Here is a 22,803-nt window from a genome sequence, read left to right on the forward strand (position 1 = left end):
TTACCCTGTAATTAAGTAAGGAGAGATGATAGATGAAGCCATTGGCATATCGGATGCGTCCGACAAAAATAGAGGATATTATCGGCCAGCAGCATCTGGTGGCTGAAGATAAAATTATTGGCAGAATGGTCCAGGCAAAACATTTGTCATCCATGATTTTGTACGGGCCGCCCGGAATTGGAAAAACATCAATCGCAACAGCAATCGCCGGTTCAACAAGTATTGCTTTTCGAAAGCTGAATGCTGTCATTAACAATAAAAAAGATATGGAAATCGTAGCTCAGGAAGCCAAGATGTCCGGCCAAGTGATTTTGATTCTGGATGAAGTCCACAGGCTGGATAAAGGAAAACAGGATTTTCTATTACCCTATTTAGAAAACGGAATGATCATTTTGATCGGAGCAACGACGGCTAACCCGTATCATGCCATTAATCCGGCGATCAGAAGCCGGACCCAGATTTTTGAGCTTGAACCGTTAACACCTGATCTGATTAAACAGGCACTGGAACGTGCGCTCCATGATGAGCATCGGGGCCTTGGCACCTATTCTGTATCCATTGATGATCAGGCGATGGAGCATTTTGCCCACGGATGCGGAGGAGATGTCCGCTCCGCTTTAAATGCGCTTGAGCTTGCCGTGTTGTCAACGAAGGAGTCAGCAGACGGTGAAATTCACATTACATTAGAAACCGCGGAAGAATGCTTGCAGAAAAAAAGCTTTTCTCACGATAAAGATGGTGACGCGCATTATGATGTACTGTCCGCTTTTCAAAAATCGATCCGCGGCTCTGATGCCAACGCTGCTCTTCACTATTTGGCTAGATTAATTGAAGCCGGTGATCTGGAGAGCATCGCAAGACGATTGCTTGTTATCGCCTATGAAGATATCGGTTTAGCAAGCCCGCAAGCCGGTCCTAGAGTGCTGAACGCTATTCAGACCGCTGAGCGAGTCGGGTTTCCTGAAGCGCGAATCCCGCTGGCCAACGCAGTTATTGAGCTTTGCCTCTCACCGAAATCAAACTCTGCCATTCTGGCAATCGATGAGGCCCTGGCAGATATCAGAGCCGGAAAAATTGGGGATGTCCCGAAGCATTTAAAAGACGCGCATTATAAAGGAGCTCAGGAATTAGGAAGAGGAATCGACTATAAATACCCGCACAATTACGACAACGGTTGGGTCGAACAACAATACCTCCCTGATCCTCTGAAAAATAAGCAATACTATAAGCCGAAACAGACAGGAAAATTCGAATCCGCCTTAAAGCAGGTGTACGATAAATTAATGAAAAGAAAATAAAACAAAAACAGCCTTGATCATCAAGGCTGTTTTTATGCATTATTTATCCTTCACACGTTTGATTTCAATGTCTTTCAAAAGATCCATGACAACATGTCCGCCCATAATCAAACCTGCAACTGACGGCACAAAAGCATTAGAGGAAGGCGGCATTTTTGCTTTACGGATTTTCGTTTCGTCATTCCCCACTTCTTTTCTGACATCTTCCCGAATGACAATCGGGCTTTCATCAGAGAAAATCACTTGAACGCCTTTTTTGATACCCTCCTTGCGTAATTTCGTACGAACGACCTTCGCAATTGGATCAGTGTGCGTTTTTGAGATATCAGCGATTTGGAAGCGTGTCGGATCCGTTTTATTTGCTGCACCCATGCTGGAGATGAGCGGAATATCTCGTTTCAGACATTCCTTCATTAAATGAATTTTATAACAAATGGTGTCTGACGCATCAATGACATAGTCAAGATCATAGTCAAAAAACTGCTCATACGTTTCCTCCGTATAGAACATTTTTAACGCGATCACTTCACACTCCGGGTTAATGTCTGCGATCCGCGCCTTCATTAAATCAACTTTCGGCTGTCCGACAGTTGAAAGCAGCGCGTGAAGCTGACGGTTTACATTTGTAATGTCGACATCATCTTTGTCGACAAGCAGAATGCGGCCGACGCCTGACCGCGCGAGAGCTTCCGCCGCGAACGACCCGACTCCCCCGACTCCAAGCACAGCAACTGTGCTGTTTTTCAGCGTTTCAAGGCCTTCTTTTCCGATAGCTAATTCATTGCGTGAAAACTGGTGTAACAAGAACCTCACTCCACATTCGTATTCTGGTTTCATCTATAAAATGGCTGATCCATGAGCAGCCGTTTTTCTGCGCACAAAAAATAAAGTCCCAATAGTGCCGTTGCAGCTTTCCTTTGTTTTGAACCCGCTCTCAGCAGGTGGGTGCCCTCTTTTAAATCTTGTAAGTCCTCTTTACCGAATGAAAAGAGGCATGTACGCCATTTAAAAATGCGGGCTCCCAAATCAAAAAAATGTTCGGTCAAAACTAGGTGTACAACTAACACATCAGGACTTTATTTAACTTGTCAAAATCATATCACAGACGATTTTGATTTTCAAGAATCGAACTGCACATTCAGTTCTTAACTTTTTTCTTGATAGAAAGATGAAGCTCGTCAAGCTGGGCGTCGCTTACTTCGCCTGGCGCTTCTGTCATCAGACAGCTTGCACTTGCCGTTTTCGGGAATGCAATCGTATCTCTCAGGTTCGTACGTCCAGCGAGAAGCATAACGAGACGGTCTAAGCCGAGTGCGATTCCGCCGTGCGGAGGAGCGCCGTATTCAAATGCTTCCAGCAGGAATCCGAACTGTTCAGCCGCTTCTTCTGGTGAGAAGCCGAGAAGCGCAAACATTTTTTCCTGAATATCCTTTTCAAAAATACGGATTGAACCGCCGCCAAGCTCATAGCCGTTTAAAACGAGGTCATAAGCTTGTGCTTTCATGTCTTCAGGCGCTGTTTCAATCAGCTCAAGGTCTTCCCGGACAGGCATTGTGAACGGATGGTGCGCTGCGTAGAAACGGCCTTCTTCCGGATCATGCTCTAATAGCGGCCAGTCGATGACCCATAAGAAATTGAACAATTTTTCGTCAATCAGCCCGCGCTCTTTCCCAAGCTTTAAGCGCAGGGCGCCGAGTGATGCGGCCACAACTTCGAATTGATCCGCTCCGAACAGCAGCAAATCACCTTCAGCAGCATCAAGTGCTTCAATCAGCTTAGACTGCTTTTCTTCATCAAAGAATTTAGCGATCGGTCCTTTCACTCCGTCTGCTTCAACCTTCACCCAGGCAAGTCCTTTCGCCCCATAGTTTGCAGCAAAAGCGCCAAGAGCGTCGATGTCTTTTCTGGAATAATCGCCGGCACCGCCTTTTACGTTGATGGCTTTAACCACGCCGCCGTTTGCTACAGCTGATGAGAACACTTTAAATTCCGTATCCTTTACAATGTCAGACACATCCGTCAAAAGCATGTCAAAACGCGTATCCGGTTTATCAGAACCGTACTTGTTCATTGCTTCGTCATACGTCATTCGAGGAAGAGGAAGCTTAATTTCCACACCTTTTGTTTCACGCATAATCTTTGCCATCATATCCTCAGCCAATGACATAATGTCTTCCTGGCTCATAAAGGACATTTCAATGTCAATTTGCGTGAACTCAGGCTGGCGATCCGCACGCAAGTCTTCATCACGGAAACAGCGGGCAATCTGATAATACCGTTCAATGCCTGATACCATCAGAAGCTGTTTAAATAGCTGCGGAGACTGCGGCAGCGCGTAGAACTCACCTTCGTGCACACGGCTCGGCACCAAGTAGTCACGAGCGCCTTCAGGCGTGCTTTTTGTTAAGATCGGCGTTTCAATATCAAGAAACCCGTTTTCATCTAAAAAGCTGCGGACAGCTTTCGTCACATTATGACGCATCTGCATTGTTTTAAACATAGCCGGTCTGCGCAAATCTAAGTAACGGTGTTTTAAACGAACGTCCTCTGACACTTCTTCCGCTTGATCAGAAATCGCAAATGGAGGCGTCTTTGCAGCACTTAGAACTGTCACTCCGTCAGCGTGAATTTCGATCGCGCCTGTCTTCAAATTCGGATTGACTGTTCCTTCTTCCCGCGCCACTACTTTTCCTTGAACATCAAGCACGTATTCGTTTCTGATGCCTTCCGCAATAGCAAGCGCTTCTTTTGACACATCAGGGTTAAAAACGACTTGAACAATTCCCGTACGGTCACGCAAGTCAATAAAAATCAATCCGCCGAGGTCTCGTCTTTTTTGGACCCAACCTTTCAGCGTTACAGATTCGCCAATTGCTTCTTCAGTTATATCACCGCAATAATATGTTCTTCCAAACAATGCGTTTCACTCCTTATCCCTTTTGGTTTGCCTTCATCACATGTATAAATTCATCAAGTGCCACTTCTATCTGTTCGCCCGTCTGTGCATCCTTTACATTGATTTTGTTTTGGGCAAGCTCATCTTCACCCAAAATCGCAATAAATCTGGCATTTAAGCGATCAGCTGTTTTAAACTGGCCTTTCATTTTCTTATTTTCATAATCAATTTCACTGGAAATGCCTGCTTCTCTCAGTTTGTACACCAATGAAACAGAATAATCCTTTGCTTTGTCGCCGAGTGTGACGATATAGCAGTCGATTCCCTTATCAACAGGCAGCTCTCTTTTTTCAGCATCAATTGCGGCAAGCAGGCGTTCGATGCTCATCGCAAATCCGATGCCCGGTGCTTCAGGTCCGCCGATCTGTTCGACAAGCCCGTCGTAGCGTCCGCCGCCGGCAAGTGTCGTAATCGCGCCAAAGCCTTCCGCATTGCTCATAATTTCAAATGCGGTGTGGTTGTAATAATCTAGCCCTCTCACAAGGTTCGGATCGATTTCATACGAAATGCCAAGATCATTTAAATATTGTTTCACTTTTTCAAAATAAGCGGCCGATTTATCGTTTAAATACGTCAAAATTGAAGGCGCCGATTTCATCAGCTCATGATCTCGGTCTTTTTTGCAGTCCAAGATTCTAAGCGGGTTCGTGTGCAGCCGTGACTGGCAGTCTGAACAAAATTCTTCGATGCGAGGCTCAAAATGTTTCACGAGCGCTTCTCTGTAGCTTTTGCGGCTATCTTGATCACCGAGACTGTTTATGACAAGCTTAACGTTTTCTAAACCTGCTTTTTCATAAATACTCATCGCAAGCGCCATTACTTCAGCGTCGATTGCAGGGTCTTTTGAACCAATCGCTTCAATTCCAAACTGATAAAACTGGCGGTAACGGCCCGTCTGAGGACGTTCATAACGGAACATCGGCCCGACATAATAAAGCTTTGTCGGCTGTACAGGATTTGCGAACAGCTTGTTTTCATTAAAAGCGCGAACCGCAGCAGCTGTTCCCTCCGGACGAAGCGTCAGGCTTCTGCCTTTGCGGTCCTCGAAGGTATACATTTCTTTTTGTACGATATCCGTTGATTCTCCGACGCCTCTGGCAAACAGTTCTGTATGCTCAAAAATCGGTGTGCGGATTTCTTTATATTGATAAGTGCGGCAAGTGTCTCTCATAATTTGTTCAACATACTGCCAGCGATCTGATTCTCCAGGCAGAATATCCTGTGTTCCTCTCGGAATGTTATATCCCATAGGTAGACCTCCTTATGTATTCCTTTTAAAATATCCAATGATCGTTAATGATGAAAATGAAAAAACTCCCGCCCCTACTATACATGATAGTAGGGACGAGAGTTATACCCGTGGTGCCACCCTAGTTGGAATACGTTCATATTCCCGCTCGATCCTTTAACGCAGGTTCACGTTCACTGCCTAATGGCGTTATTCACGCGTTCAGCAGGAAACCTCCGGAGTGTTGTTTCGAGAAAGACGCAATGGGATCCGCTTTCAGCCTAGGGCGGGTTCCTCTCTAATCATGCAATCTGACCTACTCTTCTCCATTATTGGTTCAAATCTTTCATCATTTGCTATGTACTCAATTTCTATTATAATAATGGGATTGGGGTTCTCTGTCAAGCTTTATTCCGGTTGTTTTTCCTCAGCGCTGCTTCTTTGGACATAAGACCAAATTCAGATGCTGTTTCCGTAAGATAACCAGTCGTATCGGGATCTGCGTGATCGCTGTAATGCAGATTCGCTTCACCGTCGTGAAATGCGCGTCCCATTTTTGGATGATATTTCATGATTTGCACACCTTTTTGATTGTATTTACGCTTAGTATAAACAAATCATTTTATTTTTATTTAAAAATCAGAAAGGACTTTACGATATTAAACAAGAATGCTTTTTTAATGATCATCAGAAAGGAGGACACAATGAACAAGAAATACTTTGTCCTTATTGTATGTATTATTTTCACCGCAGCGCTATTCCCGACCTTTTCATCCGTTACAGCTGCTCAAGGAGAAGCGGTCATCGCAACAGATGAAATGAACGTCAGAAGCGGCCCTGGGCTTAGCTACGGCATTACAGCGGAAGTAAAAAAGGGAGAACGCTATCCGATTTTAAAGGAAGATGGAGACTGGGTGCAGATACAGCTTGGTTCCGGAGAAAAGGGCTGGGTAGTCTCCTGGCTTATTACAAAGGAAGACCAGGCCAGCACAAGCTCCTCAGGAAGCAGTGACACTGTGACATCAACAGACCCCGATCTGCGGATAAGAAGCGGCCCGGGCACTTCCTACGAAGTCATCGGCAAATTCCCGCAAGGCAGCCAAGCATCTGTCATTGATAAAGATTCGGGCTGGATCAAGATATCCTATCAAAGTGCCACCGGATGGGTATCATCTGAATATGTCACATCAGGAGGCAGCAGTTCAGCGTCTGATGAGAGTGACCAAACCGAGGATTCCGGTGCGTCAACGACGGGCACAGTCGGTGTTTCTTCGCTAAATGTAAGAGCCTCCGCCTCACATGACGCGGCAATTATAACAAAACTTGATCGCGGAACGAAACTGACGGTTCTCAACGAGAAAAATGGCTGGGCTCACATTGAGGTGAACGGGCTAAAAGGCTGGGTTGCAAGCCATTACCTTTTGACTAGTTCTGTTCCAGCTGATGATTCAGCAAATGCCGGCAGTTCATCCTCCGCTAAAAAAGCCTATATTATGTACGGAGGAACGAATCTAAGAAGTGATGCGTCAACATCAGCTTCGATCGTTGAGCGCGCTGCCAAAGGAGATTCATACACCATTACCGGTTCAAAGGGAAGCTGGTATGAAATAAAGCTTGATAACGGGCAAACTGCTTATGTAGCCAATTGGGTGGTCCAAACTTCTAAAAGCGCAGAAGAAGCAGGTGAACCGCCAGTCTCTGATTCCCCGTCTGGAAACGGCTCTCTAAACAATAAAACGATTATTGTTGACCCGGGACATGGAGGAAAAGACAGCGGAACGATCGGGTATTCGGGGAAATTCGAGAAAAACCTGACGATCAAAACGGCAAAACTGCTCGCCAGCAAACTTAGATCGGCTGGCGCGGATGTATATGTGACACGCCAGGATGATACCTTTGTCAGCCTGCAGTCACGGGTCTCCACGTCTCACTACCGTAACGCTGACGCCTTTATCAGCATTCATTATGACAGCTATGCGGATACCTCTACAAGAGGCAGTACAGCATATTACTACAGTCCTGCCAAAGATCAGGAACTCGCATCAGATGTCCACTCAGAAGTGGTGAAGCGTTCTTCCATTCCAGACCGCGGCGTATTATTCGGAGATTATTATGTGCTCCGGGAAAACAGACAGCCCGCTATGCTGTACGAGCTGGGATATGTAAGCCATCCGCAGGAAGAAGCCATTGTACATAGCAATTCATACCAAGAAAAAGTAACAGATGGGATCGAAAGCGGATTAGAGAAATACTTCCAATAAAAAAAGCTGCCTTTTGGCAGCTTTTTTTATTTTGAATCCATCATAAGCGTGACCGGCCCGGAGTTTGTAAGCTGAACATCCATCATGGCTCCAAACGTTCCGGTCTCTACTTTGATCCCTTTTTCACGAAGCAGGTCATTCCATTTTTCATAAAGACCTAAAGCTTTATCAGGTTTGGCCGCGTTCATGTAGTTCGGCCGGCGCCCTTTTTTCGTATCTCCATAAAGCGTAAACTGTGAGACGGATAAAATCTCTCCTCCTATATCTAAAAGAGACAGATTCATTTTCCCTTCACTGTCATCGAAAATACGGAGATTGACAACTTTATCGGCTAAATAAGCTGCATCACCTTCTGTATCATCGTGAGTGATGCCGACCAGCACCATGAGGCCTTGTCCAATTTCGCCGACGACCTCTTCGTCCACTGTAACGCTTGCTTCTGTTACTCGCTGAACAACTAATCTCATTTTCTAACCCCTTTAGTTCATGACGCGGCGCACAGAATAGATATCTCTAATCTGTTTAATACGCTCAACGACTTTATGCAAGTGATTGATATTCTGAATAAAAATCGCCATATGAATGGTTGCCACTTTATTGCGATCCGATTTGCCAGAGACAGATGAAATATTTGTTTTCGTTTCATTCACTGCCTGGAGTACCTCGTTCAGCAATCCGCGGCGGTCATACCCAAGAATCTCTATCTCAACATTGTATTCCTTGCGCTTTTGAACCTGTGACTCATGCTCCCACTCTACCGGGATCAGCCGCTCTTGGGCTTCATTCGTTTTGACATTCGGACAGTCTTCGCGATGGACCGAAACCCCTCTGCCTTTTGTGATAAAGCCGACAATATCATCACCTGGCACAGGATTGCAGCATTTTGATAAACGGACAAGGAGGTTGTCGATGCCCTTGACACGAACGCCAGCTTCCCGTTTTCTTCCTTGCGGGTACGGCTTAGGTTCCCCAGTAACTTCCTGAACGATCTTCTCCTGTTCTTCCTGATCGCGCTGCTTTCTCTCTTTTTCTGTTAGGCGGTTCGCCACCTGCAGAGCCGTAATGCCGTTGTAACCGACCGCCGCGTACATATCCTCTTCATTTGAGAAATTAAATTTGTCAGCAACCTTTTGAATATTCTCCGGCGTTAAAACATCCTTCAATTCAAAATCCAAGTTTTTAATTTCTTTTTCGACCAGTTCACGGCCTTTTTCGACATTTTCTTCACGCCGCTGTTTCTTAAAGAATTGACGGATTTTATGCTTCGCTTGGGATGTTTGGGCAAGCTTCACCCAATCCTGGCTCGGGCCGTAGGAATGCTTAGAGGTGAGAATTTCAACGATATCACCTGTCCGAAGCTTATGGTCAAGCGTAACCATTTTTCCGTTTACTTTGGCACCGATTGTTTTATTGCCGATTTCAGAGTGAATCCGGTAAGAAAAGTCAATCGGAACAGAACCGGACGGAAGCTCGATTACATCTCCTTTTGGCGTAAAGACATACACCATGTCAGAGAACAAATCAATTTTGAGCGATTCCATAAATTCTTCTGCATCTGTCGATTCATTTTGAAATTCTAAAATTTCACGGAACCAAGAAAGCTTTTTCTCAAAGGTTGCACCTTCATTGGCTGCTTTCCCTTCTTTATAAGCCCAGTGAGCCGCAACCCCGTATTCCGCTATTTCATGCATTTCAAAGGTGCGGATCTGCACTTCAAGCGGATCGCCTTTAGGCCCAATAACCGTTGTATGAAGTGATTGATACATATTCGGCTTCGGCATTGCGATATAATCTTTGAATCTGCCGGGCATCGGTTTCCAGCATGTGTGAATGATGCCAAGCACCGCGTAGCAGTCCTTTATGCTATTCACAAGAATACGGACAGCCAGCAAATCGTAAATTTCATTGAATTGCTTATTTTGCAGCACCATTTTTCGATAAATGCTGTAAATATGTTTCGGACGTCCCGAGAAGTCAGCCTTGATATTTACTTCTTCGACACGTTTCTTCACTTCATTGACAACCTCATCGACATAAAGCTCACGTTCTGCACGTTTCTTCTTCATGAGGTTGACAATTCTGTAATATTGCTGAGGGTTCAAATAACGGAGCGCCGTATCTTCCAATTCCCACTTAATTTTTGAAATCCCGAGACGATGCGCCAAAGGAGCAAAAATTTCCAGCGTTTCATTGGAGATTCTCCGCTGTTTTTCCTGAGGCAGATGTTTCAGTGTCCGCATATTGTGAAGACGATCCGCCAGCTTGATCAATATGACCCTGATATCTTGAGCCATAGCGACAAACATTTTGCGATGATTTTCCGCCTGCTGTTCCTCTTGAGATTTATATTTAATTTTGCCGAGTTTCGTTACGCCGTCTACAAGCATTGCCACTTCTTCGGAAAATGCTTCTTTCAGGTCATCGAGCGTCACATCTGTATCTTCCACGACATCGTGCAAAAATCCGCCCGCGATTGTGGAAGGGTCCATTTCAAGATCGACGAGAATTCCCGCAACCTGAATCGGATGAATAATATATGGCTCGCCCGATTTGCGGTATTGCTCGCGATGAGCATCTTCAGCGTACAGATATGCTTTTTCGACAAATGCGATATGCTCATCAGATAGATAGCTGCGCGCTTTATCTATAACTTGCTCGGCAGTCAATACTTGTTCGTTCGCCATGGAATCACCTTTTTTAAAATGTAAACTGTATTGTAGTTTATTATCAAGAAAAAAACGAAAGATGTAAAGAGCAGAAGTTCAAATAGCCAAATATTATATAAAATAAATGCAAAACAATAGGAAAAAAGCACCCTGACATGGAGTGCTTTTTCGTTATGCGGTTATCCTTAGTATTTCATCAATGTTAAGATGTCGTAATCTTCGAGCTTATTTCTGCCGTCAAGGTAAGAAAGCTCGATTAAGAAAGCGATACCAGCAACAACGCCGCCAAGTTCTTCAACAAGTTTGATTGTCGCTTCAATTGTGCCGCCTGTCGCAAGCAGGTCATCTGTAATAAGCACACGCTGACCAGGCTTAATCGCATCTTTGTGGATCGTTAATACGTCTTTTCCGTATTCCAAGCCATAATCCACTTTGATTACTTCACGAGGCAACTTGCCTTCTTTGCGGACCGGCGCAAAACCTACGCCAAGCGCGTAAGCAACGGGACAGCCGATAATAAAGCCGCGCGCTTCAGGGCCAACGACCAAATCAATTTGCTTTTCTTTCGCATATTCAACAATTTGATCTGTGGCATAGCGGTATACATCGCCTTTATCCATCAGTGTCGTAATATCTTTAAATTGCACGCCCTCTTTCGGGTAATCCGGTACAATTGTTACGTATTGTTTTAAATCCATCTGTTTTATGTCCTCCTCGTACTTTCATAAGCCTCTGAATCTTGTTTCATCAGCTTATTCAGCCATTCCTTCAGCTCTTCAGCAGAAGAATAATTCAGCTTTTGATCCAGTTCCATCAGCTGCTGTTTCGCCTGATATGTTTGTGAGTCTGTTAAGTCGCGTTTCTTTGCTCCGCTCACAACAGACAGCACACCATTCTCTATTTTAACAAAACCGAGATCAAAAAACACCTTTGTCATGAAATTGATTGTTTCAACGGACCAGCCTTTATGTTTTGCAAGCTCTGAAGCGTGTTTTTCCACGTCAAAAGCGCCTCTTTTCAGCAAGAACGCATAATACCATTTAAAGTGGTCTCTTGCGGGAAAAGTTGATAAAAAGTGGTCCTCATGATTGAGAAAAATAAAATATATCCGCTCGGGCGCCTTTCCTTCCAGCAAACGTGCGAGCATGTCCAGCGAAGGCGGCGGATCCAGTAATACAATATATGCACCATCGAGGTCAAACGCCTTTGCTTGATCTTCTGAGCTGATGACGTGCACTTCTCGGCGAAGGCCTTCAGTTTGAAGCAGTGTTGTTGAGTCTTCTTTGAAAGAGACAATGGCCCGTTTAGCAGATGGAAGGGCGGAAACTGTGTCTTCCCACGTCCGTTTTCCCCTTAAATCAAACAGCTGCCATTCAGAAACAGCGGCATCCTTTATCATAAGCTGCGGCTTTTTTCGATTGTTCCATTCGTTGATTGACATCTCACCGACAATGGAAATTCTTGAACCCGGTACGATGCCTTCTTCAAGCTCGCCTTTATTAAAACCGACGCAATCAAGCTGGGACGACTCGTTTCTGATCGTCATTTTGACATGAGTTTTATTTGCCCCTATCTTGCGGACATCTTCCAGTACTGCGTTTTCTACGAGAACGTGCGGTTTCGGGTTCAGCATGCCAAAAGGAGACAGCATGTTCATTTCTGCGATGCTTTCAACTGTAATGTCTTCGACGCCGCAGACAAGGTCGACTTCCTGTACGGGAATAAAATCCTCTTCCGTAAGCGTATTGTCCGCTATTTCATTCAGCCTGCTTCGCAAATCCGGCACATCTTCGGCTTTCAGCGTCATCCCCGCAGCCATTGGATGGCCGCCGAAATGAGGAAGAATATCTCTGCATTCAGAAAGGCTCTCAAATAAATTAAATCCTCTGATGCTTCGGGCCGAACCCTTAGCGATTCCCTTTTCTTCATCAATACCAAGAACAATGGCCGGTCGGTAGAAACGGTCCACAAGCTTTGAAGCCACAATCCCGACGACTCCCGGGTTCCATCCGGCTTTGGCCACGACAATTGCAGTTTGATCGAGCCCTTGCTGTTCAACCATTTCAATCGCTTCATCCGTCATTTTGCTGACCATTTTTTGGCGCTCTTTGTTCAGCTGGTCAATTTCTGCGGCAAGCTCTTCCGCTTCAAACGAATCCTCTGACATAAGCAAATGAACAGCGGGATCCGCCTGTTCGATTCTTCCGACGGCATTCAGCCTTGGTGCGAGCTGAAATCCGACAGTTTCTTCGTTCGCTTCTCCGATGTCTCCGCCTGACAGCTTAATCAGCTCTTTTAAGCCGAGCCGATTTGTCCGTCGAAGCCTTTCAAGTCCTAGTGTTGCAATTAATCTGTTTTCGTCATGCAGCGGGACTAGATCGGCAATGGTGCCGATAGCCGCCAGGTCAAGCAGTTCATCAGGAAGTTCATCCAATAAAGCGTGGGCAAGCTTAAACGCGACTCCAACCCCTGCAAGCTCTTTAAACGGGTAAGTGCAGCCCGGCTGCTTCGGGTGGACGATCGCATGGACATTCGGAAGCTCCGGTCCCGGTTCATGATGATCGGTAATGATGACATCCAGTCCGAGTTCCTTTGCCACCTTCGCTTCATGCACAGCGGCAATTCCTGTATCAACCGTAATGATCAAAGAGAAGCCCCGTTCTTTAATCGAACGAAACGCCTGTTCATTAGGTCCATATCCTTCTTTAAAACGGTCAGGTATATAAAAATCAACTTGAGCCGACAGTTTTTGCAGCGTGTGAAGCATCACTGACGTACTTGTAACCCCATCGGCGTCATAATCGCCATATATCATAATCTTTTCTTGTTGTGAAATCGCCTGTTTTATTCGATCTGCCGCTTCTTTCATGCCTTTCATTTCAAAAGGATCATAAAAATCGGCATCCTTTGTATGTAAAAACAGCCTAGCGCTTTCTGCCGTATCAAAGCCTCTTTTTACAAGCAGGGACGCAACAAGAGGTGTTATATGCAATTGTTCTGTGAGTGATTTGACCTTATCCTGATCTGGTCGCTGGATTTCCCATCGCATTTTTGACGCTAACATAAATTCACCCCTCAACCACCCTATTATACTAGAGCAGGCTGAGGGGTTTCAAATAATATTCGAAAACTAGTCTTTTTTCTCAATCATGGCTGATGCATCCTGTGTGTCAGTCTGATCAGCAAGATGAGTATCCTCTTGTTTATGTATTGCTGTTCTATTTTCTTTCCGCAAGGTTTTTATTTCCCGCTTCAATTTCATTACCTGAAAAATGCCGACAGAAAATACGATCAGCGCTCCCATTAAAACTGAGCCCAAAATAACAAGAATGAGCGGCCATTCTGATCTTCCAAACAGGTAATCAACTTCTACGGATCGAACATTAATGACTGCGAAAATAGCGACAATTAAGGTGAAAATAAGTGCGAAAATAATGGTCCATTGTTTATTCATTCTCTTTTCCCCCAAACTTCTTATTGAGGTAACTTTCCCCATCAAGACTGGTTTTAAACATGGCTTAACACTAGGTTAAGCTCCCTTTGCTGTTAATTTTTCCCGGATCAGCCTCTTCAGTCCGGTTCCCTCACCGGAAATCACAAGTGTATCGCCTTCGTCAATGACTGTTTCAGAGCTCGGATTCAGTTGTTTATCCTGATTCTTTTTAACAATTGCAATGACCGTTACATGATATTCCTGACCCACATTCAAATCACCAATCGTCTGATGAATGGCAGGCGCTCCCGCCTCTGCTTTACACCACTCTATAATCAAATCATCAAGGGCTGACTCGACCTGTTCTAACGCTTTCGGTTTATATGCCATTCCGCCAAGAATAGCAGACATTTGCCTTGCTTCAGCGTCATCAAACTGCACGGAGGCAACACATTCCTCATGGTCGTTTTCGTCAAAATAGTAAAGCTCTCTTCGTCCGTCATGATGAATGATAATTGAAATTTTATCACGGTTTCTCGTAATCATTTCAACTTTTTGTCCTATGCCCGGCAGCTCTGATTCGCGAACCCTCATATATAAACCCTCCTACATATCTGAAAACCAGTCATAAACACTTTTAACACCATATATATGTTTAAATGTAAGCGTATGTCATTATAGCAAATGTCTATTTTAAGTTCAATGAAACTTCAAAAAACAGGCTGCCCCGCAGAGGACAGCCTGATATTTTTTATTGCGCCGAATCTTTTTTCAGTTCTCTTCCTTTCCATGCAAGCCAAATTTGTGCGGCAATGTATAGAGAAGAATAAACGCCTGTTAACAGCCCGACCAATAAAGCAATTGAGAAGTTAGTAATAGAAGATGCTCCAAAGATCAGCAATGTCACAACAACAATCACAACAGTTAATACAGTGTTAATTGAACGTGTAAAGGTTTGCTGCAGGCTCAGGTTTACTATATGGTTCAGATCGGCAAATGTTTTCGGCTTACGCTTTTTCATATGCTCGCGGACCCTGTCAAATGTAACGATTGTATCGTTAATGGAATACCCGATTATCGTCAAGATGGCCGCGATGAACGTAACATCTACCTCAAGCCTTGTAATACTGAAGAACGTGACGATAAAGAATGCGTCATATAGCAATGAAGCAATGGCAGCAATCGCCATTTTGTATTCGAATCGGATTGAAACGTAAATAATGATGCCAATAGAAGCTATAGCAACTGCGTACAGCGCATTTCTCGCCAGCTCCTTACCGACTGTCGGTGAAACTGTGCTGACATTTGGCTCTGATCCGTATTTGTCTTTAAAATACGTTTTTACTTTTGCTATGGTTTCTTTATCTGGCACCCCGACAAAACGGGCAACACCGATATTGCTCTTTTCGCCTGACAGAACGACAGTATCAGGGTCCATACCCAGAGATTCAAAGTCCTTCTCAACTTGCTCTGTCGTCAGCTTATGGTCGCTTTGCACTTCAATCCGTGCACCGCTTGCAAAGTCAATGCCAAGATTCAGCCTGAACACCAGCAGGATAATAATCCCGGCAACCGTGACCGCACTGGAGAAAATAAAGAAGTATTTGCGTTTGCTCGTGAAATCCCATTTTTGGAATGGCGTATGCGGCTCTGTATTTTCATCCGTATCCTGAATATCCATGATATGTTTCTTATTGACACCAAACCAGCCTTTTTTCCGATCAAGCCATCTGCTTTCCACAAGGAGAGCGAGGAGAAATCTCGATAAGAAAACGGCAGTGATAAAGCTTGTCAAAATCGATAGGATCAGCATTGTCGCAAACCCTTTAACAGAGCTTGTCCCAAAGATAAAGAGCACAACCGCTGCAATAATGGTTGTAATATTCGCGTCAAAAATCGTCGCAAATGACCGTCTGTTTCCTGAACGGAAGGCAGAGCGGACTGACTTTCCTAGCTTGAGCTCTTCTTTAATCCGCTCATAGGTAATAATGTTGGCGTCAACAGCCATCCCGACACCTAAAATGAGAGCGGCAATTCCCGGAAGCGTGAGTACGGCATTCATCCAGTCAAAGATCTGGAGTGTAATGTAGATATAAACAGACAGCGTAATCACCGCGATTAATCCCGGCAGACGGTAATAGAAAAGCATAAATAAGAAAATAATTGCGATACCGACAATACCGGCAAACACCGTATCATGGAGAGCCTGCTGGCCGAATTGCGCGCCTACTGATGTCGAATACTTTTCAGTCAGTTTCACAGGAAGTGCGCCTGCGTTTAAAATGCTGGCTAAATCTTTTGCTTCTTGAACCGTAAATTGCCCTTCAATTGTAACGTCAGTTGTGTTTAATTCCTGACTTACATTTGGGGCGGATACATATTTAGGGTGCTCTTTTTGAACCTCTTTTTTAAAGGAGTCCCCTTTTTCGTAATCCATCCAAATAACAAGCTGGTTGTTTGGCGCCATTTTCATGACCTTTTTGGTCACTTCGCCGAATTTATCAGCATCTTTCAGTTTAATGCTGACAATCGGTTCATTTGTTTTGGCGTCGTACGTTTGTTTAGCTCCGTTTTCGACGAGGTCAGAGCCATTCAGCAATTCTTTGTCATTCGTATCTCTGAAAGAAAGCTGCGCTTCAGTCGCCAGAATTTCACGCGCTCTGTTTTGGTTTGTCACACCAGCGAGCTGAACGCGAATCCGGTTATTCCCTTCAATTTGGATGTTCGGTTCGCTGACACCGAGAACATTGGCCCGGCGGTTCAATGCCTCTACTGTGCTGACCAGAACGTCTTTTGTGATTTTGTCACCTTTTTTTACAGGCTGTACATCATACAGCACCTCAAATCCGCCTTGCAAATCCAATCCTAACGTAATATTGTTAGCGGCAGGCTTCGTAAAGTAGCCCAAGCCCGTGCCGATCAATAGAACGAAAAGGAAAAACGCAATCAAGCGTCCTTTTTTCATTATGTATATCCTCCCTTAAACCTGTGCGAATCAACCTGCTATCTCAGCAGTTCTTCCAATGCTTCCTGGCCCTCTTCACTGCCCAGCCAATTAGACGTTTTAAATGACTCAACGGTTGCATAGTTCATAAATTCGCCAATTTTCACTGATAAAATATCACTCGCCAGTTCATAAATGTTCAGTTCCGTTTTCTTTTTCCACTTCTTATCTGTTAAGTATGACCACAAACTTTCGAGTTCAACATCATCATACCCGAGAATCTTAAACTCTTCCAGTTTGCTGTAAAGAAACGGCCTGACGTGGTCTTTATATAGATCGGCTGGATGCTTCTCCACGAATTCCACGCTCCTTTTTTATTGTTTTTCAAGAAGACTTGTCATGCTTGGACGATATATACGCATATCTTTATTGTATATGATTCCAGGTAGTTTGAGAAGGCAGGGGGTAAAAATGGCGAAACAGACGTTTTTAAAGGGCACTCTTATCCTTATCGCAGCAGGAATGGTTACAAGAATGCTCGGGTTTGTCAACCGGGTGGTTATCGCCCGTTTTATCGGTGAAGAAGGAGTCGGGCTTTACATGATGGCGGCGCCTACCTTCTTCTTGGCCACTACATTAACTCAATTCGGTCTGCCGGTCGCGATCAGTAAGCTAGTCGCTGAAGCCAGTGCGCGCGGAGATCATCAAAAAACGAAAAATATTTTAGTCATGTCTCTGACCATCACGGGAGTGCTCAGCCTCATCTTTACACCGCTGTTTCTGTTTTTCGCCCCGGTTATGGCTGAAACGATGCTGACAGATAAGCGAACACTGTATCCGCTCTTGGCCATTACGCCGGTTGTGCCGATTATTGCTATATCGAGTGTGCTGAGGGGATACTTTCAAGGAAAACAGAATATGAACCCGCTTGCTATGTCACAAGTCCTTGAACAGGTCGTCCGCATTTCACTCGTGGCTGTCTGCACAACGATTTTTCTCCCTTACGGAATTGAATATGCTGCAGCGGGGGCAATGCTATCCTCAGTGGCAGGGGAGCTGGCATCACTTCTTTATTTATTCGTTTGCTTTAAGTATAAAAAGACAATTAAAATCAGAAAGCATTTTTTCCAGTCAATTAAAAACGGAAAACAAACCTTTACCCAATTAATGAGCGTGTCCCTTCCAACGACCGGGAGCCGCTTTATCGGAAACCTCTCTTGGTTTTTCGAGCCAATCGTCGTCGCTCAAAGCCTTGCCATCGCCGGTGTGGCAACAGTTGCCGCAACAAAGCAATACGGGGAACTGACCGGCTTTGCCATGACGCTGCTGACTCTGCCCAGCTTTATTACATATTCTTTGTCGACCGCGCTTGTTCCTGCGATCAGTGAAGGAATGGAGCAGAAAAAATTGCAGGTGGTGGAATACCGCTTGGAACAGGCGATGCGTCTCTGTCTGCTCAGCGGAGGCATTTCAGTTGTTATTTTATTTGTATTTGCAGATGAGCTGATGAGAGTGATGTACGGTTCCTCAGGCGCAGCTGTATTTATAAAAGTAATGGCCCCATTTTTTCTGCTTTATTATTTCCAAGGCCCGCTTCAAGCTGTGCTGCAGGCGCTTAATTTGGCTGGAGCTGCGATGATGAACAGCTTAATCGGAGCGCTTGTCAAAACAGGCCTTATTTTTGTCCTTGCCACAAGGCCTTCTCTTGGCATTATGGGCGCGGCATTAGCCATTGTGACAGGCATGGTGCTCGTCACGCTATTGCACGCAGCAACCGTAAGCAAAGTGCTGCCGATCAGCATCAAAATCAAGGAGTACGCGCTCAGCTTCGCTGTTATTGTAATTTGCGGATTTATCAGCTCCGCCATCAAACAATATATAAGCTTTGGAGCATCTGAGGCTGTCAATCTAGCCGGATGGATTGCGGTGAGCGCCGCCATTTATATAATCCTCCTGCTCGTTTTCCGTTTAATTAAAAAAGATGAGCTCCGCCGCATTCCCATTATCGGACGTCTAATCGTCCGATAACGGTTACGGGCGGTGCCCATCTTTTTCATCAATAAATAATTCTCCGTCTGTAAACGAGCAAAAAGAAATATCTGAAGGGTTTGTGTATCCGTGTTTTTGCAAACGTTCGAGCAGCCATTTTTTATCTTTACTGATTCTGGACAGGTTTTCTGTTTGAATGAAGCCGTCTATAATGAGCGGCATTTCGAGCTGTCGATGCTCTCCGCTGTTTTCTTTCTTAACAATAGTCAGTTTGCCCGACGGCTCTAAAATAGCAAATGATACGTCAGCTACTCTGTCGACGCTATTTTCTCTGAGCTGAACCATTAAATCATCAAAATTATAACGCTGTGATTTCATGGCGTCTTCGTCAATTTTTCCATATTTGATAATTATGGTCGGCTTACCGTCAAGAAGCTGGCGGACTTTTCGGTTTTTTAAAGAAAAGTATGCCAAAGTCACTTGAATGATCATTAATACAAGCATTGGCAAAATGGTATGAAATAGATGATCGTCTACGTTTTCTATGGCTAAAACGGCAATTTCAGCCATCATGATAAAGACAACGAGATCTAATATACTAAGCTCTCCGATCTCCCGCTTGCCCATGAGACGAAAAATGATCAATATCACAAAATACAATACGACTGTGCGAAACGCAATAGTGAGAAGCTCTTCCATCATGCACCTCCAACTCATTATAGGTTGCAACAAAATGATCAATTTATGTAAGAAAAACCGATTGCATTTCACAAAGCTTTTACGTCTAATTCATGGGATGAGGGAATACATTTTTACAAAGACGAGCCATCAGCATGTCTGACGGCTTTGTGCAAAAAGAACAGAAGCCTTTTAATACAGGCAGAAAGGAGACAATCATGGAGGAGACGAAACAAGTTGGAAAAGGCATTCTTTACGGCTTAATCGCCATATTTGCAGCCATGCTCCTGACAAGTTTGGCGGTTTCACTTTTATTGACCGCAACCTCGCTGGAAGAATCATCATTTAACTGGCTGATCACAGCTATCTCATTTCTCTCTTTATTTATCGGCGGGTTCATTTCAGGCGGGAAAGGCAAGGAAAGAGGCTGGATGATTGGAGCATTGACTGCCATAAGTTTTTCTCTGATTATCTTATTGTTTCAGTATTTAGGATTCGGAAAGACATTTACAGCAGAACAGCTGATCTTCCATCTGGGATTTTTAGGGGTGTGCATGCTGGGCGGAATTTTCGGCGTAAACATGAGGGGAAACAGGTCTTCCACATAAAAAAGAGCGGGCTCACCCGCTCTTTCAGCATGTCGACAAACCCTCGCATTCGTTGTCAGACCTACGGTCCGGTACTCACGAATTTATACATTCGCTGCGCTCCGGTACTCGGCCTTCCTAGACTTCAAGGGTTTTCAATCTTGCTGAAAAGATGACAAAAAAAGAGCGGGCTCACCCGCTCTTTTTTGTTTGCTATGTATAGCTCCTGCTGTTATTCAGCAACAGAAACTTCTCTGATCGCGCGGCGGTCGAACGTAAGACGTGTGTTATCACCAGTCTTAATTACGACTTTGCTTTCGTCGATAGAGTCAACAGTACCGTGCAATCCCCCGATTGTCACTACTGAATCGCCTTTTTTCAGTTCCTCTTGCATTTGGCGTACAGCCTTTTGCTGCTTTTGCTGAGGACGAATCAGCAAGAAGTAAAGGACCGCAAACATTAAAATAATAGGAACCAATGTGCCTAAAGTGCCAGTCATCATTTTCACCCCTTTCTGTAAGCCTGTTATTGTTTATTTAGAAGCTTTTCGCATTTGGCTTGTTGTAGCCGTAACGCTCAAAGAACTCTTCTCTGAAATCACCCAGACGATCCTCGCGAATGGCCTGTCTTACCTGCTCCATTAAGTGTAACAGAAAATGAAGGTTATGGTAAGTTGTTAATCGAAGGCCGAATGTTTCATTGCAGCGAATCAAGTGCCTAATATACGCGCGAGTGTAGTTTTTACATGTATAGCAATCACACTCTTCATCAATCGGACGGAAATCTCTTTCGAATTTCGCATTTTTCATATTGAGTCGTCCTTCAGCTGTAAACACTGTGCCATTTCTTGCAATCCGAGTAGGCAGCACACAGTCAAACATATCGACCCCGCGGATCGCTCCGTCGATCAGCGCGTCCGGAGAACCGACTCCCATCAAATATCTCGGTTTATCCTTCGGCAAGAGCGGTGTTGTAAATTCGAGTACACGATTCATGACATCCTTCGGTTCACCTACAGACAATCCGCCTATAGCATATCCCGGAAAATCAAGGGAAATCAAGTCCTTCGCACTTTGTGTCCGCAGATCTTCATATTCTCCGCCTTGTACAATACCAAACAGCCCTTGTTCATCCTGACGATTGTGGGCATTCAGGCAGCGTTCCGCCCAGCGGCTTGTCCGCTCAACTGACCGCTTCATGTAGTCGTACTCCGCCGGGTATGGCGGGCATTCGTCAAACGCCATCATAATATCAGAGCCGAGTGCGTTTTGGATCTCCATCGCTTTTTCCGGAGATAAAAACAGCTTGTCTCCATTTAGATGATTGCGGAAATGGACACCCTCTTCCTCTATATTACGAAACTTGCTTAAAGAAAAGACCTGAAAACCGCCTGAATCTGTTAAAATTGCGCGGTCCCAGTTCATAAATTTATGGAGCCCGCCCGCTTCTTTGACAATGTCTTGGCCCGGACGAAGCCATAGATGATAAGTGTTGCTCAAAATGATGCCTGCATCCATTGCTTTCAGCTCTTCAGGCGACATTGTTTTGACTGTCGCCAGTGTGCCGACCGGCATAAAAACCGGCGTTTCAAAGGAGCCGTGAGGCGTATGCACTTTGCCCAGCCGCGCTCCTGTTTGTTTGCATTCTTTTATAAATTCATAGCGTATTGGTTGTTCAGCCACTTTTGATGAGGCCTCCTGTTCTCAAATTATATAATCAGCATCGCGTCTCCGAAGCTGAAGAAACGGTATTCCTCTTCCACTGCATGGTTATAGGCACGCAGAATGTTTTCTCTTCCAGCAAGCGCGCTGACCAGCATAATCAATGACGATTTCGGCAAATGGAAGTTTGTAATCATTCCGTCAATGGCTTTAAATTCATAGCCCGGATAAATAAAAATAGATGTCCAGCCGCTTGATGCTTTAAATTGCCCGTCATGTTCCCCGGCAATCGTCTCAAGCGTGCGTGTTGAGGTCGTGCCGACAGAAATGATCCGGCCGCCATTTTCTCTTACTTTGTTTAAGGCCGCAGCCGTTTCTTCCGACATTTGATAAAACTCTGCATGCATATTATGCTCTTCCACTTCATCGGCACTCACAGGGCGAAACGTTCCAAGGCCTACGTGCAGTGTGATGAACTCAATTTGCACGCCTTTATCTTTTAGTTGCTGTAAGATTTCTTCCGTGAAGTGAAGGCCTGCTGTAGGCGCAGCAGCAGAGCCGATTTCTTTTGAATACACTGTCTGGTAGCGCTCTTTGTCATCAAGCTGTTCTTTAATATATGGAGGGAGCGGCATCTCTCCAAGGGATTCAAGCACCTCGTAGAAAATACCGTCATATTGAAATTCCATCTTTCTGCCGCCGTGCTCAAGCTCTTCCGTGCAGATTGCCTTCAATCTTCCGTCTCCAAATGTGACAACGGTTCCTTTTTTCACCCGTTTCGCAGGTTTGGCAAGTGTTTCCCATTTATCACCGGTTTCCTGTTTCAGCAAAAGAAGTTCCACTTTCGCGCCGGTATCCTCTTTTGTGCCGAATAACCGCGCAGGCAGCACCCGGGTATTGTTCAGGACAAGACAATCGCCTTCGTTAAAGAAGCTGATAATGTGTTTAAACGAGCTGTCAGTAAGCTTTCCTGTATGTTTATCGAGCACCATCAGCCTTGAAGCATCACGCTGCTCCAACGGTACTTGTGCAATTAAACGCTCTGGTAGTTCAAAATCAAATAAATCGACTTTCATGATGATTTCACCTTTATTCTAGTCTT

20 protein-coding genes, 1 other RNA gene and 1 other annotated feature are annotated in these 22,803 nt (G+C 44.8%); of the genes, 4 read left to right on the top strand and 17 right to left on the bottom strand.

Annotation, left to right across the window (positions count from 1 at the left end):
• Positions 1–32 precede the first annotated feature (32 nt).
• Positions 33–1,298, top strand: a complete 1,266-nt coding sequence (locus NSQ09_RS19495) for a replication-associated recombination protein A (protein ID WP_015714437.1) — start codon at positions 33–35, stop codon at positions 1,296–1,298.
• 39 nt (positions 1,299–1,337) lie between these two features.
• Here NSQ09_RS19495 and NSQ09_RS19500 read toward each other — a convergent pair whose 3' ends face one another.
• From NSQ09_RS19500 to NSQ09_RS19520, 5 genes are all read right to left on the bottom strand, one after another.
• Positions 1,338–2,102 carry a tRNA threonylcarbamoyladenosine dehydratase gene (locus NSQ09_RS19500; protein ID WP_095843860.1) on the bottom strand — a complete coding sequence of 255 codons (765 nt, stop codon included), beginning with the start codon at positions 2,100–2,102 and terminating at the stop codon, positions 1,338–1,340.
• Positions 2,103–2,183: 81 nt separating this feature from the next.
• A non-coding RNA gene (gene ssrS / locus NSQ09_RS19505) (6S RNA) lies at positions 2,184–2,376 on the bottom strand.
• Positions 2,377–2,436: 60 nt separating this feature from the next.
• Positions 2,437–4,215, bottom strand: coding sequence for an aspartate--tRNA ligase (gene aspS / locus NSQ09_RS19510; protein ID WP_017696356.1), 1,779 nt, complete (start codon positions 4,213–4,215; stop codon positions 2,437–2,439).
• Between the two features lie 13 nt (positions 4,216–4,228).
• On the bottom strand, positions 4,229–5,503 hold the full coding sequence (gene hisS, locus NSQ09_RS19515; RefSeq protein ID WP_041053872.1) for a histidine--tRNA ligase: 1,275 nt from the start codon (positions 5,501–5,503) through the stop codon (positions 4,229–4,231).
• A gap of 88 nt (positions 5,504–5,591) precedes the next feature.
• Positions 5,592–5,824: a binding site (T-box leader), on the bottom strand.
• A gap of 59 nt (positions 5,825–5,883) precedes the next feature.
• The gene (locus NSQ09_RS19520) at positions 5,884–6,054 is read right to left on the bottom strand and encodes a YrzK family protein (RefSeq protein ID WP_004399157.1); all 171 of its coding nucleotides are present in this window, start codon (positions 6,052–6,054) and stop codon (positions 5,884–5,886) included.
• 132 nt (positions 6,055–6,186) lie between these two features.
• On the opposite strand from NSQ09_RS19520, the gene NSQ09_RS19525 reads away from it, so the two are divergent.
• Entirely contained in the window at positions 6,187–7,743 is a 1,557-nt protein-coding gene (locus tag NSQ09_RS19525) for an SH3 domain-containing protein (protein WP_041336164.1), read from the top strand.
• A gap of 26 nt (positions 7,744–7,769) precedes the next feature.
• Here NSQ09_RS19525 and dtd read toward each other — a convergent pair whose 3' ends face one another.
• The 8 genes from dtd to comN all read right to left on the bottom strand — a co-directional run bounded on the left by dtd (position 7,770) and on the right by comN (position 17,142).
• Entirely contained in the window at positions 7,770–8,210 is a 441-nt protein-coding gene (gene dtd, locus NSQ09_RS19530; RefSeq protein ID WP_041339546.1) for a D-aminoacyl-tRNA deacylase, read from the bottom strand.
• Positions 8,211–8,222: 12 nt separating this feature from the next.
• Positions 8,223–10,427, bottom strand: a complete 2,205-nt coding sequence (gene relA, locus NSQ09_RS19535; RefSeq protein ID WP_003229747.1) for a GTP diphosphokinase — start codon at positions 10,425–10,427, stop codon at positions 8,223–8,225.
• A 167-nt stretch (positions 10,428–10,594) separates the two neighbouring features.
• Complete coding sequence (locus tag NSQ09_RS19540; RefSeq protein WP_003229745.1) at positions 10,595–11,107, bottom strand: adenine phosphoribosyltransferase; 513 nt, start codon at positions 11,105–11,107, stop codon at positions 10,595–10,597.
• A 5-nt stretch (positions 11,108–11,112) separates the two neighbouring features.
• Positions 11,113–13,473, bottom strand: a complete 2,361-nt coding sequence (gene recJ / locus NSQ09_RS19545) for a single-stranded-DNA-specific exonuclease RecJ (protein ID WP_069837662.1) — start codon at positions 13,471–13,473, stop codon at positions 11,113–11,115.
• 66 nt (positions 13,474–13,539) lie between these two features.
• Complete coding sequence (locus NSQ09_RS19550) at positions 13,540–13,863, bottom strand: LapA family protein (RefSeq protein ID WP_003229740.1); 324 nt, start codon at positions 13,861–13,863, stop codon at positions 13,540–13,542.
• A gap of 75 nt (positions 13,864–13,938) precedes the next feature.
• Positions 13,939–14,436, bottom strand: a complete 498-nt coding sequence (locus tag NSQ09_RS19555) for a cation:proton antiporter regulatory subunit (protein ID WP_003229739.1) — start codon at positions 14,434–14,436, stop codon at positions 13,939–13,941.
• A 157-nt stretch (positions 14,437–14,593) separates the two neighbouring features.
• The gene (secDF, locus tag NSQ09_RS19560; RefSeq protein WP_015714442.1) at positions 14,594–16,807 is read right to left on the bottom strand and encodes a protein translocase subunit SecDF; all 2,214 of its coding nucleotides are present in this window, start codon (positions 16,805–16,807) and stop codon (positions 14,594–14,596) included.
• Between the two features lie 38 nt (positions 16,808–16,845).
• Positions 16,846–17,142 (bottom strand): post-transcriptional regulator ComN, encoded by a 297-nt coding sequence (gene comN, locus NSQ09_RS19565; protein ID WP_003229735.1) that lies wholly within the window; start codon positions 17,140–17,142, stop codon positions 16,846–16,848.
• A 115-nt stretch (positions 17,143–17,257) separates the two neighbouring features.
• Here comN and spoVB point away from each other — a divergent pair, with 115 nt between their 5' ends.
• Entirely contained in the window at positions 17,258–18,814 is a 1,557-nt protein-coding gene (spoVB, locus tag NSQ09_RS19570; protein ID WP_015251562.1) for a stage V sporulation protein B, read from the top strand.
• Between the two features lie 3 nt (positions 18,815–18,817).
• On the opposite strand, the gene NSQ09_RS19575 is transcribed toward spoVB, so the two are convergent.
• Positions 18,818–19,474 (bottom strand): DUF421 domain-containing protein, encoded by a 657-nt coding sequence (locus NSQ09_RS19575; RefSeq protein WP_017696351.1) that lies wholly within the window; start codon positions 19,472–19,474, stop codon positions 18,818–18,820.
• A 197-nt stretch (positions 19,475–19,671) separates the two neighbouring features.
• On the opposite strand from NSQ09_RS19575, the gene NSQ09_RS19580 reads away from it, so the two are divergent.
• A complete protein-coding gene (locus NSQ09_RS19580) occupies positions 19,672–20,061 on the top strand; it encodes a TIGR04086 family membrane protein (protein WP_029727131.1) in 390 nt (129 codons plus the stop codon).
• Positions 20,062–20,272: 211 nt separating this feature from the next.
• Here NSQ09_RS19580 and yajC read toward each other — a convergent pair whose 3' ends face one another.
• Genes yajC through queA form a run of 3 tightly spaced genes read right to left on the bottom strand, consistent with a single transcriptional unit; the run spans position 20,273 to position 22,777 of the window.
• Positions 20,273–20,539 carry a preprotein translocase subunit YajC gene (gene yajC, locus NSQ09_RS19585; RefSeq protein ID WP_341032455.1) on the bottom strand — a complete coding sequence of 89 codons (267 nt, stop codon included), beginning with the start codon at positions 20,537–20,539 and terminating at the stop codon, positions 20,273–20,275.
• A gap of 37 nt (positions 20,540–20,576) precedes the next feature.
• The gene (tgt, locus tag NSQ09_RS19590) at positions 20,577–21,722 is read right to left on the bottom strand and encodes a tRNA guanosine(34) transglycosylase Tgt (RefSeq protein ID WP_003229725.1); all 1,146 of its coding nucleotides are present in this window, start codon (positions 21,720–21,722) and stop codon (positions 20,577–20,579) included.
• 26 nt (positions 21,723–21,748) lie between these two features.
• Entirely contained in the window at positions 21,749–22,777 is a 1,029-nt protein-coding gene (gene queA, locus NSQ09_RS19595; protein WP_014477530.1) for a tRNA preQ1(34) S-adenosylmethionine ribosyltransferase-isomerase QueA, read from the bottom strand.
• Positions 22,778–22,803: the final 26 nt, after the last annotated feature.

Source organism: Bacillus sp. FSL W8-1202, assembly GCF_038006165.1.
Lineage (GTDB): Bacteria > Bacillota > Bacilli > Bacillales > Bacillaceae > Bacillus > Bacillus subtilis.

Excerpts from the sequence above, each read along its gene's own strand:
- NSQ09_RS19495 (WP_015714437.1), top strand. The coding sequence starts at position 33 with ATGAAGCCATTGGCATATCGGATGCGTCCGACAAAAATAGAGGATATT.
- hisS (WP_041053872.1), bottom strand. The coding sequence starts at position 5,503 with ATGGGATATAACATTCCGAGAGGAACACAGGATATTCTGCCTGGAGAA.
- NSQ09_RS19520 (WP_004399157.1), bottom strand. The coding sequence starts at position 6,054 with ATGAAATATCATCCAAAAATGGGACGCGCATTTCACGACGGTGAAGCG.
- NSQ09_RS19525 (WP_041336164.1), top strand. The coding sequence starts at position 6,187 with ATGAACAAGAAATACTTTGTCCTTATTGTATGTATTATTTTCACCGCA.
- dtd (WP_041339546.1), bottom strand. The coding sequence starts at position 8,210 with ATGAGATTAGTTGTTCAGCGAGTAACAGAAGCAAGCGTTACAGTGGAC.
- relA (WP_003229747.1), bottom strand. The coding sequence starts at position 10,427 with ATGGCGAACGAACAAGTATTGACTGCCGAGCAAGTTATAGATAAAGCG.
- NSQ09_RS19540 (WP_003229745.1), bottom strand. The coding sequence starts at position 11,107 with ATGGATTTAAAACAATACGTAACAATTGTACCGGATTACCCGAAAGAG.
- recJ (WP_069837662.1), bottom strand. The coding sequence starts at position 13,473 with ATGTTAGCGTCAAAAATGCGATGGGAAATCCAGCGACCAGATCAGGAT.
- NSQ09_RS19550 (WP_003229740.1), bottom strand. The coding sequence starts at position 13,863 with ATGAATAAACAATGGACCATTATTTTCGCACTTATTTTCACCTTAATT.
- NSQ09_RS19555 (WP_003229739.1), bottom strand. The coding sequence starts at position 14,436 with ATGAGGGTTCGCGAATCAGAGCTGCCGGGCATAGGACAAAAAGTTGAA.
- secDF (WP_015714442.1), bottom strand. The coding sequence starts at position 16,807 with ATGAAAAAAGGACGCTTGATTGCGTTTTTCCTTTTCGTTCTATTGATC.
- spoVB (WP_015251562.1), top strand. The coding sequence starts at position 17,258 with ATGGCGAAACAGACGTTTTTAAAGGGCACTCTTATCCTTATCGCAGCA.
- NSQ09_RS19575 (WP_017696351.1), bottom strand. The coding sequence starts at position 19,474 with ATGGAAGAGCTTCTCACTATTGCGTTTCGCACAGTCGTATTGTATTTT.
- NSQ09_RS19580 (WP_029727131.1), top strand. The coding sequence starts at position 19,672 with ATGGAGGAGACGAAACAAGTTGGAAAAGGCATTCTTTACGGCTTAATC.
- yajC (WP_341032455.1), bottom strand. The coding sequence starts at position 20,539 with ATGACTGGCACTTTAGGCACATTGGTTCCTATTATTTTAATGTTTGCG.
- queA (WP_014477530.1), bottom strand. The coding sequence starts at position 22,777 with ATGAAAGTCGATTTATTTGATTTTGAACTACCAGAGCGTTTAATTGCA.